The organism is Grimontia sp. NTOU-MAR1 (genome assembly GCF_035758505.1).
GTDB lineage: Bacteria > Pseudomonadota > Gammaproteobacteria > Enterobacterales > Vibrionaceae > Enterovibrio > Enterovibrio marinus.
This window is the reverse complement of the sequence record NZ_CP142108.1, coordinates 3292088-3310121: the sequence shown is the minus strand read 5'-3', so window position 1 is coordinate 3310121 and position 18034 is coordinate 3292088. Positions and strand designations below refer to the sequence as shown.

Annotated in this window: 13 protein-coding genes; 10 read left to right on the top strand and 3 right to left on the bottom strand. The window is 47.9% G+C overall.

Annotation, left to right across the window (positions count from 1 at the left end; all coding sequences use genetic code 11):
- Window positions 1-75 precede the first annotated feature (75 nt).
- Both VP504_RS15400 and ligA read right to left on the bottom strand, forming a co-directional pair.
- A complete protein-coding gene (locus tag VP504_RS15400) occupies window positions 76-1188 on the bottom strand; it encodes a porin (RefSeq protein ID WP_325891942.1) in 1113 nt (370 codons plus the stop codon).
- A 528-nt stretch (window positions 1189-1716) separates the two neighbouring features.
- Window positions 1717-3729 carry an NAD-dependent DNA ligase LigA gene (ligA, locus tag VP504_RS15395; protein ID WP_325891941.1) on the bottom strand — a complete coding sequence of 671 codons (2013 nt, stop codon included), beginning with the start codon at window positions 3727-3729 and terminating at the stop codon, window positions 1717-1719.
- 154 nt (window positions 3730-3883) lie between these two features.
- Between ligA and VP504_RS15390 the strand changes: the two genes are divergently transcribed.
- The 6 genes from VP504_RS15390 to VP504_RS15365 all read left to right on the top strand — a co-directional run bounded on the left by VP504_RS15390 (window position 3884) and on the right by VP504_RS15365 (window position 12210).
- Complete coding sequence (locus tag VP504_RS15390; protein WP_325891940.1) at window positions 3884-4345, top strand: hypothetical protein; 462 nt, start codon at window positions 3884-3886, stop codon at window positions 4343-4345.
- Window positions 4346-4451: 106 nt separating this feature from the next.
- A complete protein-coding gene (gene secD, locus VP504_RS15385; protein ID WP_325891939.1) occupies window positions 4452-6290 on the top strand; it encodes a protein translocase subunit SecD in 1839 nt (612 codons plus the stop codon).
- Window positions 6291-6292: 2 nt separating this feature from the next.
- Window positions 6293-7189 carry a protein translocase subunit SecF gene (secF, locus tag VP504_RS15380; protein WP_325891938.1) on the top strand — a complete coding sequence of 299 codons (897 nt, stop codon included), beginning with the start codon at window positions 6293-6295 and terminating at the stop codon, window positions 7187-7189.
- Between the two features lie 599 nt (window positions 7190-7788).
- Entirely contained in the window at window positions 7789-9894 is a 2106-nt protein-coding gene (locus VP504_RS15375) for a protein-disulfide reductase DsbD family protein (RefSeq protein WP_325891937.1), read from the top strand.
- A gap of 4 nt (window positions 9895-9898) precedes the next feature.
- Complete coding sequence (locus tag VP504_RS15370; RefSeq protein WP_325891936.1) at window positions 9899-10420, top strand: protein disulfide oxidoreductase; 522 nt, start codon at window positions 9899-9901, stop codon at window positions 10418-10420.
- A gap of 227 nt (window positions 10421-10647) precedes the next feature.
- Window positions 10648-12210, top strand: coding sequence for a lytic polysaccharide monooxygenase (locus tag VP504_RS15365; protein ID WP_325891935.1), 1563 nt, complete (start codon window positions 10648-10650; stop codon window positions 12208-12210).
- 69 nt (window positions 12211-12279) lie between these two features.
- Here VP504_RS15365 and zipA read toward each other — a convergent pair whose 3' ends face one another.
- Window positions 12280-13242: a cell division protein ZipA gene (zipA, locus tag VP504_RS15360; RefSeq protein WP_325891934.1), complete on the bottom strand. Its 963-nt coding sequence runs from the start codon at window positions 13240-13242 to the stop codon at window positions 12280-12282.
- A gap of 495 nt (window positions 13243-13737) precedes the next feature.
- Here zipA and cysZ point away from each other — a divergent pair, with 495 nt between their 5' ends.
- From cysZ to ptsI, 4 genes are all read left to right on the top strand, one after another.
- Window positions 13738-14499: a sulfate transporter CysZ gene (gene cysZ, locus VP504_RS15355; RefSeq protein ID WP_325891933.1), complete on the top strand. Its 762-nt coding sequence runs from the start codon at window positions 13738-13740 to the stop codon at window positions 14497-14499.
- Between the two features lie 199 nt (window positions 14500-14698).
- The gene (cysK, locus tag VP504_RS15350; protein WP_251877889.1) at window positions 14699-15667 is read left to right on the top strand and encodes a cysteine synthase A; all 969 of its coding nucleotides are present in this window, start codon (window positions 14699-14701) and stop codon (window positions 15665-15667) included.
- A gap of 317 nt (window positions 15668-15984) precedes the next feature.
- Window positions 15985-16242, top strand: coding sequence for an HPr family phosphocarrier protein (locus tag VP504_RS15345; protein WP_002537934.1), 258 nt, complete (start codon window positions 15985-15987; stop codon window positions 16240-16242).
- A 55-nt stretch (window positions 16243-16297) separates the two neighbouring features.
- A complete protein-coding gene (gene ptsI, locus VP504_RS15340) occupies window positions 16298-18025 on the top strand; it encodes a phosphoenolpyruvate-protein phosphotransferase PtsI (RefSeq protein ID WP_325891932.1) in 1728 nt (575 codons plus the stop codon).
- The last annotated feature ends 9 nt before the right edge of the window (window positions 18026-18034 follow it).

The following is an 18034-nucleotide window of genomic DNA, read 5'->3' as shown; positions in this document are numbered from 1 at the left end:
AGGGCGTCCTTAAATAAAAAGCGAGCGTGTAATACGCCCGCTTATGATACCACAATTAATAATCTAGCTTTCAGATTAGAAGTAGTATTCTACGCCAGCCAGAACATTGTTGTCCCAGTCGTCGCTATTGTTCATCTTGTAGTTACGAGAGTCTAGGAATAGGTAAGTGCTTGGCAGCAAGTAGCCAAGACGCGCGTTTACTGCTTTGTCTTGAGTACCATCAACTTCTACGCCTGCGAATTTTGCTTTGGAGGTAGCAGCGTAGCCAGCTTTGAACACCCACTTACCATCAAGTACATATTGCGCAGTTGCTGAATAAGCAGTCTGCTCTGCATCAACGTTATCAATGAACGCGCCATCAATTTTGCCTTTTGCTGCATCATTTTCCATGTGCTTCATAGAGGCGGTCAGTGTAAAGCTGTCGATAAAGAATGAACCACCAACGATGTAGTATGATTGATCGCCGCCTTTCTCTTCTCCCTCACCAAAACCTTTCTGAGTGTAGTAACCACCATGTACACTAAACATATCTTGAGAATATGATGCTGCGACACTTGTGATCATTTGGTCTGTGTTAGCTGCCATACCACTCAAAGTTGCTTGGAAGTTAAAACCATTCCAAGTTGCTGAATCAAAGCGTAATACATTATCTGCGCGATCTTCGAAGGAAGTGCCGCCGACTGAAGCAGATAAATCGCCACTGTTTACATCGATGTTCCCAATGTCATTGTTCCAGTCGAACACATTACCCAGACCCGGGTTTGAGTGAGGCCAATCTACGTAATTGTATGCTGCAACAAGCTGACGGCCGTATTTGAAAGAACCTACGCCATCAAAGTTCAACCCTAAGTATGTGTCACGTGCGCCCAATTGACCATTGTCATTGTGAGTCCAAGGCTTATCTGGATCGAAGCCTCCGTGGTTTGCGTTGCCGCCTTCAATTTGCCACAGAAGATCTGGACCAAAGTCTTCAAATTCAACAACGCCTCGGAAGCCAATGCGAGATTCAATGGTAGTAGAAACTGATTTGTCACTCGCAGTATTGTTGTTCCACTGCATAAAGCCAGCAGCTTGACCATAAAGTTGCACAGCTTCACCAGCCAATTCAATTGCCGCATTAGCGCTTCCAGAAACTGCAGCCAGAGCAACTGCCGCACCCAGTACTGAACGTTTGAACATTTTTTCCATGGAAAATAACTCCTAAAAGGGATTTTCAGAACTCCAGATCATCACCGTGTAGGTTGGCCGCCGATGGCAATGAACTGATTATTCAAATATCTAAAGTAACCTCTTGCTACTCTAGGATTTTTACTATCAATTGAACTCTCCCTCAATCGATACTCCACAGACTACTTTGCTTGATTCAAACATCAACGATAACTTTATTTGTGATTAAAAAAATATGACTCGCTGCAAAGTTCCATTAGTGTTCGTGATCAAGATCTCCAAATAACAAAGAAGTTGAGAAGAAATATAAAAAAACAATTAAATACAGATAGTTAATTAAAAATCGACTATCAAGAGAGTAATACGTGTGCTGTATTGAGATCGTTATCACATATTCATTATTGAGACGTTAAAATAAGTTTTCAGTCTTTTTAACGGTCAAATTTCACCTCGTAAAATATCTGAAATGGATCGCAAAATCGCTTGGGATGGGGCATAAAAAACGCCAGCATGATGCTGGCGTTTGTGGAAGTTTTGTATTTAATGGAATTAACGTGACAGCAATCTCACCATTCCGTCTTCATCTAAAATTTCAATGCCAAGTTGCTGTGCTTTAGCCAACTTAGAACCGGCTGCTTCACCCGCAATCAAAAGATCGGTTTTTGCAGAAACGCTTCCTGTCACTTTCGCACCTAACGCTTGAAGCGCCGCTTTTGCATCATTACGGGACATTTGTGAGAGGGTTCCGGTCAATACAACGATTTTACCCGCCAATGGTTGAGGTTCATTTTCGTCACGCTGTTCAATAGCAGGCCAAGTAATGCCACTTTCCATCAATGCATCAATCACTTCTTTGTTGTGCTCTTCATTAAAGAAATTCACCACATGTTTAGCCACAATGACGCCCACATCCTGCACTTCGACTAACTGTTCTTCTGTAGCTTCTCTAATCACCTCGAACGTGAAGAAGTGATTAGCCAGGTTTGCTGCTGTTGCCTCTCCCACTTCCCTGATGCCCAGAGAGTAAATAAAGCGAGGCAGTGTGGTTTCTTTAGCTTTAGCCAGTGCATCCACGAGGTTTTGTGCAGATTTTGGTCCCATACGGTCGAGCATGGTCACTTGGCCCGCTGTGAGCTTGAACAAATCCGCCGGTGTGGTGATCAGTTCTTTCTCAATTAACTGCTCAACAATCTTGTCGCCAAGCCCATCGATATCCAGGGCTTTACGCGAAGAGAAATGTTTAATGGCCTCTTTGCGTTGTGCGCGGCAAATCAAACCGCCGGTACAACGAGCGACTGCTTCTCCTTCAACGCGCTCAACGTGAGATTGGCAAACCGGACAAGCATCAGGGAAAACAACATCTTTTGCATCTTCAGGACGACGGCTATCCACGACGCTAACGATTTGCGGGATCACATCGCCTGCTCGGCGAATAATGACGGTATCGCCAATCTTTACGCCAAGGCGCGCAATCTCATCCGCGTTATGAAGTGTGGCGTTGGAAACGGTTACCCCGCCGACAAACACAGGCTCCAGTTTAGCAACCGGCGTAATAGCACCGGTGCGACCAACCTGAAACTCGACATCTTGTAATACCGTTATTTCTTCCTGAGCAGGGAACTTATAGGCAATAGCCCAGCGCGGCGATCGGGCGACGAAACCTAAACGCTCTTGAGTATCAATGGCGTCAACTTTGATCACCACACCGTCAATTTCATACGGCAAGTCATTGCGACGCGCGCCGATATCCTGATAGTAAGCTTTGACGTTTTCGATGCCTTCGACTTTTTTGACTTCCGGACTGAGTGGAATGCCCCAGATTTTCAGTTGTTCTAAACGACCGATATGGGAATCACCAAACGCTTCGGACATCACACCCACTGAGTAGGCATAGAAACGAAGGGGACGGGTTGCGGTAATTTTTGGATCTAGCTGACGAAGGCTTCCTGCCGCAGCATTGCGCGGGTTCGCAAATGCTTTTTCACCTTTTTTGATGTTTTTTTCGTTAAGTTTTTCAAAGCCTTCCTTAGGCATGAAGACTTCGCCACGCACTTCCAAACGCTGAGGCCAGCCTTCCCCTTGAAGCTGCAAGGGAACATTGCGGATGGTACGGACATTGTGAGTGATGTTCTCACCTGTCGCACCGTCACCACGGGTGGCGGCTTGTACCAGAACACCATTCTCATACATCAAGCTCACTGCCAGACCATCCAGCTTAGGCTCACAGCTAAAGATGAAATCACCTGAGATGTTCAGCCTGTCCTTCATGCGCTTTTCAAACGCTTCAAGCTCTTCATCACCGAAGGCATTGTCGAGAGACAGCATTGGAATTTCGTGACGAACCTGTTCAAAGGCGCCCAGAGGTGCACCGCCTACGCGCTGGCTTGGCGAATCTGCCGTCATCAACTCTGGATACTCGGCTTCTATCGCCAGCAGTTCTTGCATCATGCGGTCATATTCCGCATCCGGAAGTTCGGGTTTGTCTTCGACGTAGTAAAGGTGGCCGTGATAGTTAAGCTGCGTTTTCAGCGACTGCAGTTTTTGTTGAATTTCCGTGGTCATCAATGCTGCCTAGTTTGCTTCACCACTTTTTAGTGGCTTGGATATTGAGAATGTGAGCCAGTATACCCGAACTCCCACAAGGCGCGAAAATACCGCTTGTTGATAATGCATCCATGCGATTATGATGCTGTCAGATTTATCATTGAGTGACACCATGAAGGGTAACGCATTAAGACACAATGGCAGTTTGGGCACTTTGCTCGCGTTGCTGCTTGTCTTTTTTTCGCTGCCATCATTTGCGGCAGACTCTATCGCTAACAGCGCTCACTCAAACTGTCTGGTGGTCACTCAGCATGAAGCCCATACATCAGCACAAGATGCACTCACCTCGTTAAATGCTGAGCACCGGGCGCCAGCCAAATCGCTAACACCAAGCCTATCCACCTTACTCAGAAACGGCTCCTGGCTGCCAGAAAGGCTCGCCAACACTGAACCTGAATATGAACTGGTTATCGAGCTGGCAAACGTTGCCACTTTGCTTGATTACTATCATTACGATGACACTTTCAGCCACTGGCACGACTGGACTCGCTCTCCCCCAGCGACCAGGCACCGTATCGCTGGCTGGAAAGATTCCAATCTGCAATACCGATTCATTTCTCAAGCTCAAGCCTGAACTTCAAATCCCAGCTGATTTCCATCGGCGAACTAAGCACGTCCACTCGGTGGACTAAAGATTTGACGTATTTGCCGTAAATGTTTTGCGGTGACGAGCGAGAGCTATGCAAAAAAACACTCAAAATACTAAGCCAAAAAGAACAGGTCGAACGACTCTGTTAAATCACTATCCTGCATGGAAGTACGTGGTGCTTATCACCACCATCATCATTATGTTGTTCAGCGCCTTGCCGTCTTGGTTTGGCGAAAGCCCGGCTATCATGATTTCCCACAAAGAGAATACGCCATCGGCTGTCGCGATCAAAAGCATCTTGGATAACAAAGATGTCGACGTGACGCGTATTGACCAACAAGGCAACAAAACCACCGTGGTGCTGGGCAATGCATCCCAACAAAATGCGGCTAAGCAGATTTTGGCAAAACGTATGCCGGAAGATGACACCGTGACACTGGCCATGGTGCCAGCAGCACCAGCTTGGCTACTGGAGATGGGTTTCAAGCCAATCAAGCTTGGTCTTGACCTTCGCGGCGGCGTGCAATTCCTGCTGGATGTCGACATGCAGCAAGTTTTCCAAGCTCATGCAACACAAGCCGCTGATGCGGTACGCGAGCACGCGCGCGAGCTTCGCGTCCGCGGTGTGCGCGTTCAGGTTAATGGTGAAGGTGACTTAAAAGTCGTAGCGCCATCCAGCGCCTCTGAAGGCGAACTGCGCCAATTCCTTCGCGAGCAATATCCGCAATGGGAAGTAAAAGGCAGTGGTGACTACACCCTGACCATGAGTTTGAAAGAAGCGGAAAAGCAAACGCTCACTAACCTGACTGTGCAACAGAACCTGCAAACCATGCGCTCTCGTATTGAGGAGCTCGGCATCACAGAAGCGGCTGTTCAACGTCAGGGCGAACACCGCATCCGCATCGAACTGCCAGGCGTTCAAGACCCAGCCGCCGCCAAAAACGTGATTGGCGCAACTGCAAGTCTTGCGTTCTATGAAGTGGTAAGTGATTACAAACCTGGCTCTATGGTGATCCCAGAGCAAAACGGTCGCCCGGTGCACGTTAACCGCAAACCGGTTCTGTCAGGTGAGCACATTGTCGATGCGCGCGCCAGCATGGGTGAAATGGGCATGCCGGAAGTGAACATTTCGCTGGATTCGACCGGCGGTAAGAAAATATCTGACTTCTCAGCACAGCATATCGGCAAACCTATGGCGACGGCTTACAGCGAATACAGCCGCAATGCAGAAGGTAAAACTGAGCAAGAAACATCCATCATCAGCGTGGCGACCATTCAGTCCCAACTTGGTAACCGTTTCCGTATTACTGGCGTCGGCACCCTGCCTGAAGCGCAGGATTTGGCGCTGCTGCTGCGTGCTGGCTCTCTCACTGCACCAGTAACCATCGTTGAAGAACGCACCATTGGTCCTTCTTTAGGTGCTGAAAACATTCAAAACGGCTTTGCGGCGCTGGCAATGGGGATGGGTTTAACCCTGCTGTTTATGGCGGTGTGGTACCGCAAGCTTGGCTGGGTGGCAAACCTCGCCCTTGTCGTCAATATGGTGATGTTACTGGGTCTGATTGCCCTGCTTCCTGGCGCGGTACTTACGCTCCCAGGTATCGCAGGTCTGGTGCTTACCGTCGGTATGGCGGTGGATACCAATGTTCTGATCTTCGAACGTATAAAAGAAAAAGTCCGTGAAGGAAGAAGCCTGGCTCAGTCGATTGATTTGGGTTTCAGCAGTGCGTTCGCCACTATCCTCGACTCTAACATCACCACACTTATCTCAGCTGTAACCTTGTATGCCATTGGTAATGGCCCAATCCAAGGTTTTGCTCTGACATTGGGCTTAGGCTTGTTGACTAGTATGTTTACCGGAATCTTCGCGTCTCGCGCAGTGATCAATCTGGTTTGGGGTAGAGATTCACGTCGCGGTGTGAGGGTATAACGATGATTACGATGAAAAACGCAACAAAACTTCGCCGTATTGGCAGCCTGATTTCCTGTGTACTCATGGTGCTTTCTATCTTTACCTTGAGCACCAAGGGCCTCAATTTCGGTCTCGACTTTACCGGCGGTATGATCAGTGAAGTTCAATTGGACTCAACGCTAACTGCCAACCAAATTCAAGACAAACTGGAAGCTGCCCTCAAACAACCTGTGACCGTGGTGTCAGCCGGAGATGCTGGTGATTGGGTACTTCGTTACGCCGCGCCAGAGAAATTGAGTGAGCAGCCTGAGCTCAAGCCTATCCTTGAGTCTTTCTCTCAAACTGTCGAGATGATTAACGTCAGTCTGGTTGGCCCACAAGTCGGTCAGGAACTGGCAGAGCAAGGCGGATTGGCTGTGCTTATTACTTTGCTGGTGATTCTGGGTTACCTGAGTTTCCGCTTCGAGTGGCGACTGGCATCCGGCGCACTCTTGGCACTGGTACATGATGTCGTTCTCCTGCTGGGCTTTTTCTCTATCACAGGAATGGAGTTCAACCTGACCGTGTTGGCAGCACTATTGGCCGTGCTGGGTTACTCGCTGAATGACTCCATCATTATCTCTGACCGGATCAGGGAACTGCTGAAAGCGAACGTGACCTTGCCAATCGCAGAGCTCAACAACCGCGCGATTGCTTCTACTATGTCCCGCACTCTCATCACATCAGGAACCACACTGATTTCTGTAGGATCACTGTGGCTGTTGGGAGGGGAGCCGCTATATGGTTTCTCCATCACCATGTTTATCGGTATTGTCGCCGGTACCTGGTCAACCATGACGGTCGCGACCATTATTCCGGAAATGACAAACTTGCGTCCCGAACATTACATGCCAACACCGTTGTCTGGCGCACCATAAAGCCTTAAATTCCAAGCCCGCTTCTGCGGGCTTTTTATTTTCAGCCGCTAGATTTAGGTCTTTTTAGGAAAATCCAGTGAACTCTGACTTGGTTTGCTCACTCAAAGAATGGCAGCACAACTTGCAATCGAGCTTGAAGCTCAACAGAATGCTTTCAGAAACCAGAAGACATATTTTAGGCAATGCAGACAAAATCGGCAAAACTTCGCGCGCAGTGGGCGCTCACCTTTGTATGGTGGGTCGTGTTCGTGTGCCTGTCGCAAAATGCCGGGTTGTTTAACGTATGCCCACAGAAAAATCTCAATGCTTCAGAGCTTTCACAAGAAAGTACACAAATAAAAGACAGTGCCGCTGCCGGTGATTGCGAGTTAACAGAACGACTTTTGTCCTCATCCAAAATTGGCTGGGAAGATATCACGCTGTCACTGTTTGTTTGGGTCTTGCTGTTCGTTGGCTTTTTGCCGTTAATACGTTTAAAAACCGACGCTCAAACGGAGCCAATACACTCCCCCTACCGATTACATCTAAAACTCTGCGTATTCCGAGAATAAGCCAATCGACTGTCACCCAGTTTCGATTGAATTATTTTAGGAATAGTAATGAAAAACATTTCAAGATTTTTTAAACAAGCACAATGGCTGATTGGCATTTTGTTGCTTGTGGTGTGGGCAATAGTTCCCGCACACGCCCAGACACCGGATACCGGATGGCTAACAAACCCGGCTCATCCACCGGTCAAAGCCCGCGTTGCGCTGACTGGCAATGCCAATGAATCAACCAACGCCGTTGAAGGCTTTCTGGAAATCAACCTCTCCGGTGACTGGAAAACCTACTGGCGCTCCCCCGGAGAAGGCGGCGTTGCGCCGACTCTAAATTGGCAAGCATCAGACAACATCAAAGATGTAGACTGGCAATGGCCTGCTCCACAACGCTTCGATTTGTTAGGTATTGATACGCTGGGCTACACAGGCGATATCATTTTTCCCATCACGCTATACGTTGAGGACATCAACAAACCCGCAAACTTTGCAGGTACCCTGACGGTCTCTTCCTGTACCACAGTGTGTGTGCTCACCGACTACGAGTTTGAACTGGCATTTATCCCAGACAATCTAAAACCCAACGCTGAGTTGCTGCACACGCATGCGCAGGCCGCTAGCCAAGTCCCTAAAGCTTCACCTCAACTGAAAAATATCAGCGCAGTATGGGATGATACAAAACAGCAACTGCAAGTTTCCGCAAGTAAAGCCGTCAATTGGCAATCACCCGACATCATTGTTGATGGCAGTTCGGACGCACTGACCGATGTGGCTTTTTCTGTGCCGACAATCTCGGTGAATGGTGAGACCGTCACCGCCACTTACTCCGCCAGCAGTTGGATGGGAAAACCTGCGCTGGCTGATGAGGCGATAAAGCTCACCTTTATCGATAGGGATTTTCTGGCTGAACAGGAAGTCTCGGCAAAGGCGGAAACCATTGTTGAGGCCGTACCGGATTTTTCCTTTGCATCTGCCATTGCCTTTGCGCTGCTGGGTGGGCTTATTCTTAATATCATGCCTTGTGTGTTGCCGGTGCTTGGTCTCAAGCTCAGCAGCGTGGTCACCGCGCAGGGTTTGGCGAAAGTTGAAATACGTAAACAGTTTCTTGCCTCAGCGGCGGGAATCTTGTTTTCGTTTTGGCTGCTCGCGGCCTTTCTGCTCATCCTGAAACTCACTGGTAATGCGATCGGCTGGGGCATTCAGTTCCAAAGCCCGCTGTTTATCGGCGTGATGATGGCAATCACTGCGCTGTTTGCTGCCAACATGTTGGGATTATTCGAGATCAGGCTGCCCTCCTCGGCGAATACCTGGTTGGCAACACGAGGCGATAACTCCTATGTGGGGCACTTTATCCAAGGCATGTTTGCCACTTTACTTGCTACCCCGTGCTCTGCACCGTTTCTTGGCACCGCGGTTGCGTTCGCTTTCACCGCATCCACTCCAACACTGTTTGCCATTTTCTCCGCGCTAGCTGTTGGAATGGCACTGCCGTGGTTACTCGTTGCGGCAATGCCTTCCCTAGCAACGAAATTACCAAAGCCAGGCGCCTGGATGAACCGAGTGAAGTGGTTATTTGGCTTTATGATGCTCGCAACCAGCGTCTGGCTACTGACATTGCTGGCCAATCATTTATCGCTGCTTTGGCTTATCATCCTGAGCTTCATCGTCATTGCCTTTTTCATCATCAGAACCCACAAAGTTCACGGTAAGAAAACAGCAGTAATCGTCAGTGGCGTGGGCATTTTGCTGACAGCTGTGACGCTGGTAACTGCAAGCCTTACAGCCTCTAAATGGGTGACGCCTATGCCACCTGATTTGGCATGGCAAAAGCTCGATGAATCGCGGATAGCGCAAGAAGTGAATGCAGGAAACACCGTGTTTGTGGATGTCACTGCAGATTGGTGTATCACCTGTAAAGCGAACAAAATCGGTGTTTTACTGCAAGAGCCCGCCTACTCCAGACTTAAAGCCGAAGATATGGTGACATTCCAGGGTGATTGGACTTCTCCCAACGGTTATGTGACCGACTATCTGCGTAAATACGGCCGCTATGGCGTGCCTTTTAATATTGTTTATGGCCCAGCAGCGCCAGGAGGCATCCCTCTTCCTGTCATGCTGTCGAGTGAAGATGTCATTCGTGCCATCAATCATGCTAAAGGAGGCTAATACCATGAACACTCCGAAAGCCAAGAGTAAATGGAAACAGCCCGGATTCTGGATAAAGGAAACCCTGACACTGGTGCTCCTGTTTTCCATTGCTTCATTCGCAGTGGACTTATGGCGCAGTCAGGACATGCCGAACGAGCAGTTGCCGAATGTTGTCACACAGGATCTGTCAGGCGAAACCATAGATTTAGTCGCACTAAGTGAAGACAAGCCCGTGGTGTTGTACTTTTGGGCAACGTGGTGTGGTGCCTGTAAATTCGTGACGCCAACCGTGGACTGGTTAGCGCAAGATCATGAGGTCATCTCTGTTGCGATCACTTCAGGCTCAAATGATCGTGTCACTGCCTACCTTCAACATCACGATCTGAAATTCGCCACCATCAATGATGAGCGAGGATCTTTGTCAGATATGTGGGGCGTGCGCGCGACACCAACCATTGTGATTGTTAAAGACGGCAAAATCGCATCTATCACCACCGGTATCACCACACCACCTGGTTTATTGGCTCGCCTTTGGTTGGCTTGACCCATCGCTTTCACAGGTACTTTTCAAACAAAATACCCGGCCATTGATTAGTGACATGAATTCCTAATCATGCCGGGCATTTTTCATATCTATGAAAAATCAGAAAACCTTTTTCGAGCCACCTTTAATTTGTAGAAACCGACAAAACCCCGCCGCCTAATTTTCAACCAAATCAGTGTGTAATAACAAAAAAGCAACAAAAACAACCAACACTGAGAGGAAACAACATGTTACGCACTCGACTACTCCCTTTGGTGGCAGTGGTATCGGCGACAATACCTCAACTCGCCTTTGCACACGGCTATATGGACTACCCTCCCTCACGTCAGGAAATTTGTGATAGCGACGGTGGCTACTGGGAATCAACGGATGGCTCAACCATCCCGAACACCGCTTGTCGCGCTGCTTTTAAAGAGTCTGGCTGGTATCCGTTCGTGCAAAAGCCGGAGTTTGCCAAGCTCGTTTCTGATTTCACCAATCAAGTTGCTGTTGAAGCGAGCGTACCAGATGGCGCGCTGTGTTCGGCAGGTGACCCGAAAAAAGCTGGTATCGACATTCCTTCTTCTGAATGGCAAGCCACACCGATTGACCCAAGCTTGAACGGGAAGCTGACCCTTCTATACCGTGCATCAACGCCTCACAATCCGAGCTTCTGGAAGTTCTATCTCTCAAACGCCGCCTACAATTCGGCGACTGATGCATTGAAATGGTCAGATCTGGATTTGATTGCGGAATTTGGCAATGTACCCGTTGTGATCATCAACGAGAAAAAGTACTACCAAATGACTATCACCCTGCCAACAGACCGCACCGGCAACGCAGTGCTTTATTCACGCTGGCAGCGCGATGACCCAGCAGGCGAAGGCTTCTACAACTGTTCAGACATCAGCTTTGGTGGCGACATCGTTGTTCCAACATGGCAAAGCCTAGGTGCAGCAGTCAAAGCAACTGACGACGCCAATAGTGGAGATACCGTCTGGTTCCGTGTTTTCGATGGAAGTGGAACAGAAACCGTGTTCGAAAATCTCGCTATTGACGTGACAAACCAAGACGAATCGGTTTGGGCTTCTCAGTTAGCAGATATCATCAACAATGGTTCGACCGGTGTTCGCCTCGGTAAACTCTCACAAGACAGTTTGGTGTCTTGGGACAGCACCGATCTTTACGGCAATCTGGTTTACGTGAAAGACCAAAGCGCTACCTTCCAGCTCGATATCAAACGGGAAGTCGTGAACAACGTACCGGTTCTCAACGCCCCGCTGGCAGTGAGTGTAGAAAGCGGTCAATCTACTCAAATTGCTGTTTCAGCCACGGATGCTGACAACGATGTACTGACATTCAGTGCTAGCCAAGGCACCGTGACCGTCACTGGCAATGATGCAACCATCAGTTACACTGCGCCAGCAACCACCACTGACCTTAACGACACGATGACTGTGACAGTCACTGACGGCACTGCGAGTGCTCAGGCTGTGATCAGCATAAACGTGAAAGGTAGCGGTAGCACTGGCGGTGAAACAAACTGGGATGCGAATGCGACCTATCTGGCTGGCGATAAAGTGACACACTTTGGCGTAACTTATACGGCGCAGTGGTGGAACAAAGGTGAGGAGCCGGGAACGTCTTCCGTATGGGTAGCGGACAAAGGTGCTGGCGACCAAGCCTGGAGTAAAGATATTGCCTACAGCGGCGGCGATACTGTGGTTTATGAGACGAAAACCTACAAAGCGAAGTGGTGGACCAAAGGCGATCTACCAACGAATGGCGGGCCTTGGGCGGAAGTGAAATAAGCCTAACTCCAAGTGCCATATATAAAAACGCCCCTTGAATGGGGCGTTTTTATATCTGTTCCAATCTAATCAGGCGTGTGCGTGGAACTGTTTTATCTTGTCGCGATAACCATCAAGACGCTGAGGTGTCATCATATTGCGGTTATCGTCTGTCACTAAACCACCAAGCTGATCAGCAACTTGTTGGGCAGTTTGAAGCATGAGCTTAAAGTTCTGCTCGGCTTCACCGTAACAAGGCAGCGTCATAAACAGGGTAATGCCCGGTGTGGTGAACTGATGAATCGTTGCCAGCGGGAAGCTACCAGGGTTAAACATGTTTGCTGCACTGAACAAAACTTTACCTGTGCCAGCCAAGTCAGCATGACGATGGAAGATTTCCATCTCACCGAAAATCATACCGTGTTGTTCAAGGCAGTTAATCAGCTCTTCGCCATCAAACTCAGTGTTGTTGGCAGCCTGTACATTCATTATCAGAACTTGTTGCTCTGGCTCTTTCACTGCTTCCTCTTCCACCTCTGCTTCTTCTATCACAGCTTCAGTAACGTCTTTCTCTTCTGCCACAGAAGTCACTTCTGAAGTTTCCGTCATTGGCTCTGCGACAGATTCAGCAACCGTGTTGTCTTCCTGAGGGGTTTGAAAGGGCTGTACAGATCTATCAAGGGGTTTTTCAGTATCATCTACATCTGCAGCTGAAAAGATTGGCAAGGGTAAGTCGTCTTCTTTTTCTTTTGTCGGCATTTCTTCAGCCTGACCTGCAAACAAAGGATCGACTTCAGGCTTTTCTCCAAAATTCAGACCCGGCTCTTTGCGCTCTGTTTTTGGCTTTTCACTGCCTCCTGATTTAATCACTCGGACTGAACCAATGCCGTCCTGATCAAAACCAGTATCATCTTTTTCCCTTAATTTACCAATTGGCTTTTCGCCAAACTTCGCGGGCTTTTCCTTGCGGCTTGTCCACAAGCCATGGAGCAACAAAGCGGCGATAGCCACCGCACCCAAAATGATTAAAACAAGGCGCAATTCCTGCATCATTTAATCTCAGCATTTATCCAATTAACGACGAGAGTCCGCAAGCGGTTGTGACCTATCTAAACACCTTGGTACAACCTTTGGCAATGTCGCACATACAAATTGCTGACTACTGTACCAAAAAGCGTATGAAAGTTAACGTCCATACCGCGAGAACACTGAAAAAGTCACTGTTCTGACAGTGAAAACACAAGCAACGCGCATAGTAACATGTACCACTAGGCTGTTTGACAATGACATGGTTCAATAATTCACCAGTGGCGTAAATTGCCATTATATGGTCTTAGACGTTAACATTCCCTCACTGTTGCAGCACTAATGAAAGTGCAACCGTGATCAGACGGAACATTAAAATTGCGTTGATAGCCCCGTAAGTAGTGGGCTTAACATCGATTCGTCATCAACAACAGAACTGAAATCAAAGTTGGCGTAGTTCCTGCTTTTGCAATGAAAATTACCAATTTTTCGCCTTGGGTATAGGCACGGAAAGGAGATTCTATGAACCCAACTCAAATGGCTAAGCAGCCGGTATCTGGTGCGAGCTATTTTCTTCGCGGATTTTCCCTCATGTTTACGCCCGGGATCCGTCGCTTTGTGATTATTCCTTTGGTCGTAAACCTGCTTTTGATGGGTACTCTAATTGGTGTTGTGCTTTCTCAGCTCAGTGATTGGATCAATGGCTGGCTATCCTACTTACCTGAAATGCTGAATTGGCTTTTATATGTGTTGTGGCCATTGCTGGCTATCGCGGCATTGGTTATCTGTTCCTATTTTTTTAGCACTGTCGCAAACTGGATTGCTGCCCCTTTTAACGGTCTTCTAGCTGAACATCTGGAAGCCAAGCTGACAGGTAAGCGCCCACCCGACGACGGCTTCACTGGCATCATTAAAGATTTACCACGCGTGTTTAAACGAGAATGGCAAAAGCTTGCATACTACTTGCCGAAAGCACTGGGTCTGTTATTGCTGATGTGGATTCCTGCCATTGGCCAAACACTCGGCCCTGTACTGTGGTTCTTGTTCAGTGCCTGGATGATGGGGATTCAATACTGTGACTACCCGTTTGATAACCACCGAGTCTCTTTCCCCAATATGAAAGCAACGCTTCGAGATAACAAAGGCTCTACCATGAGTTTTGGCGCTTTGGTGATGTTTTTCACCATGACCCCTATTCTCAACCTTTTCGTCATGCCAGCCGCTGTCTGCGGGGCAACGGCGATGTGGGTTGATAAATATCGCGGCAATCTTGCCCGCTATTAACCTCACTTTAATGTTTTGGAAAAATACCTTTGCTCTGCAGAACAAAGGTGTTTTCTGCTTCCAAATACACTATTTACCGTTACCCGCATCTGAAACAATTCTGATAACAATAAGATATAACTAACGATTACTTTGCTTTCAGCCAAATCAGGATATTCTAAAACTCGTATATCCCCTGCAAACCGAAGGAACGAAGAAGATGGGTAAAATTTACGAAGATAATTCAACCACTATCGGCAACACGCCGCTTGTACGTCTAAACCGTGTATCAAACGGCAAAGTGCTGGTAAAAATTGAAGCTCGCAACCCTAGCTTTAGCGTTAAATGCCGTATCGGTGCAAACATGATTTGGGATGCAGAGAAAAGCGGCAAACTGAAACCAGGTGTTGAGCTGGTTGAACCAACCAGTGGTAATACAGGTATCGCGCTGGCTTACGTTGCTGCAGCCCGTGGTTACAAATTGACTCTGACCATGCCTGAGTCAATGAGCCTTGAGCGTCGTAAGCTGCTGAAAGCACTGGGTGCAAACCTGGTTCTGACTGAAGCAGCGAAAGGCATGAAAGGTGCGATTGCTAAAGCAGAAGAAATTGTTGCTGCTGACCCAGCGAAATTCCTGATGCTGCAACAGTTCAATAACCCTGCTAACCCAGAGATCCACGAGAAGACTACTGGTCCTGAGATTTGGGAAGATACTGAAGGCGAAATCGACGTATTCGTATCTGGTGTAGGTACGGGTGGTACGCTGACTGGTGTTAGCCGTTACATCAAAAACACCAAAGGTAAAGCAATCACCACTGTTGCAGTAGAACCTGCAGAGTCTCCAGTTATCACTCAAACTGTGAATGGTGACGACGTACAACCAGCACCTCACAAAATCCAAGGTATCGGTGCAGGCTTCGTACCTGGCAACCTGGATTTGTCTCTCGTCGACAAAACTGTACTGGTTACCTCTGACGAAGCGATTGGCATGGCACGCCGTCTGATGGAAGAAGAAGGCATCCTAGCGGGTATTTCTTCAGGTGCTGCTGTTGTTGCTGCCAACAAAATTGCAGAATTGCCTGAGTTCGCAGGCAAAAACATCGTAACGATTCTGCCAAGTTCTGGTGAGCGTTACCTGAGTTCTGCACTGTTCGCTGGTATCTTCACAGAGCTTGAAAACCAGCAATAACAGGCATTGAGCTTCCAAATCCAATCGCATGATTGGCAACAAAAAAGCCCCTACGGGGCTTTTTTGTTTGATTTTTTCAGTCTGCTCTAGTAAAAATTCCCCGCCATTTATTTTTCACTTCGAAATTAATCAGCGCCTCGACTGTGAGTCAGGTGTTGTTTTGAGCGAAAATGTCACAAAAGTTTGACTTGGATTAAGCTGAGGCACTCAAATCTTGGTTAGTTTACCGTGCATCGATAGCCAAAACTGGTCAATCAGTTTAAGCTAACCGAAGATTTAATACATAAACCTAAATAAATAATGTATCGGGGTAAAACATGTATCAAAAGCAAGTAGAAATCACTGCTGAAAATGGTCTGCACACTCGTCCAGCGGCTCAGTTCGTAAAAGAAGCGAAAGGCTTCGATGCAAAAATTACTGTAGAATCTGGCGGTAAAGAAGCAAGCGCAACTAGCCTGTTCAAGCTGCAAACTCTGGGTCTGACCAAGGGCACTGTTGTAACTATCAAAGCTGACGGTGCACAAGCTCAAGAAGCAGTTGATCACCTGGTTAAGCTGATGGACGAGCTGGAATAATCCAGCTCTTTTTCTGTCCATTAGTATTTCAATTTGATCAATGTAGGGTAAAGCTATGATTTCAGGTATCCTGGCATCTCCTGGTATTGCTTTTGGTAAAGCGCTGCTACTCCAAGAAGACGACATCGTCATCAACAAAAATCCAGTTCCAGCTGACCAGCTAGACGCAGAAATCGCTCGTCTTTACGACGCACGCGAAAAATCTAAACAGCAACTTGAAGTGATTAAAGACAAGGCTCGCGTAACTTTCGGTGAAGAGAAAGAAGCGATCTTTGAAGGTCACATCATGCTGCTTGAAGATGAAGAGCTAGAAGAAGAAATCATAGCTTTCATTAAGGACAACAATGCTTCAGCTGAATACGCGATTTACAGCGTTATCGAAGAGCAAGCAGTCACCCTCGAATCTCTGGATGACGAGTACCTGAAAGAGCGTGCAACTGACATTCGCGACATCGGCTCACGTTTTGTTAAGAACGCACTGGGTATCAACATCGTATCCCTTAGCGCAATCAATGAAGAAGTGATTCTGGTAGCTAACGACCTGACTCCTTCTGAAACTGCGCAAATCAACCTGGACTACGTGCTGGGTTTCATCACCGACATCGGTGGCCGTACGTCTCACACCTCTATCATGGCGCGTTCTCTGGAATTGCCTGCGATCGTTGGTACCAACGACATCACCAAGCGTGTGAACAACGGCGATATGCTGGTTCTTGATGCAATCAACAATATGATTGTTATCAACCCAAGCGAAGAAGAACTAACCAAATTCAAAGCGATCCGTGATGAGTTCATCGCAGAGAAAGAAGAGCTGGCAAAACTGAAAGACCTACCAGCTGTCACTCTGGATGGCCACCAAGTAGAAGTTTGCGGCAACATCGGTACAGTGAAAGACTGTGATGGCGTTAACCGCAACGGTGGCGAAGGTGTAGGCCTGTACCGCACCGAATTCCTATTCATGGACCGCGATGCGCTGCCAACTGAAGAAATTCAGTACAAAGCATACAAAGAAGTTGCAGAAGCGATGCATGGCCACCCAGTGATCATCCGTACTATGGATATCGGTGGTGACAAAGATCTGCCATACATGGATCTGCCAAAAGAAATGAACCCGTTCCTGGGTTGGCGTGCAGTTCGCATCAGCCTGGACCGTCGTGAAATCCTTCGCGACCAGCTGCGTGCTATCCTGCGTGCTTCTGCACACGGTAAACTTCGCGTGATGTTCCCAATGATCATCTCTGTTGAAGAAATCCGTGAGCTGAAAAAAGCGATTGAAGAATACAAAGCGGAATTGCGTGCTGAAGGTCTGGCTTTTGACGAGAACATCGAAATCGGTGTCATGGTTGAAACGCCTGCTGCAGCTGCAATTGCTCACCACCTTGCAAAAGAAGTTGAGTTCTTTAGCATTGGTACAAACGACTTAACCCAGTATACTCTTGCGGTTGACCGTGGTAACGAGCTGATCTCTCACCTATACAACCCACTGTCTCCAGCAGTACTGACCGTTATTAAGCAAGTCATCGACGCTTCTCACAAAGAAGGTAAGTGGACTGGCATGTGCGGTGAGTTGGCAGGCGATGAGCGTGCAACACTGCTTCTGATGGGTATGGGTCTTGATGAGTTCAGCATGAGTGGTATCTCTATTCCACGAATCAAGAAGATCATCCGTAATGCTAACTTTGCTGATGTTAAGGCAATGGCGGAAGAAGCACTGGCAATGCCTACTGCTGCAGAAATTACTGCGCACGTAGAAAAATTCATTGCAGAGAAAACTGTCTGCTAAGATACGGCA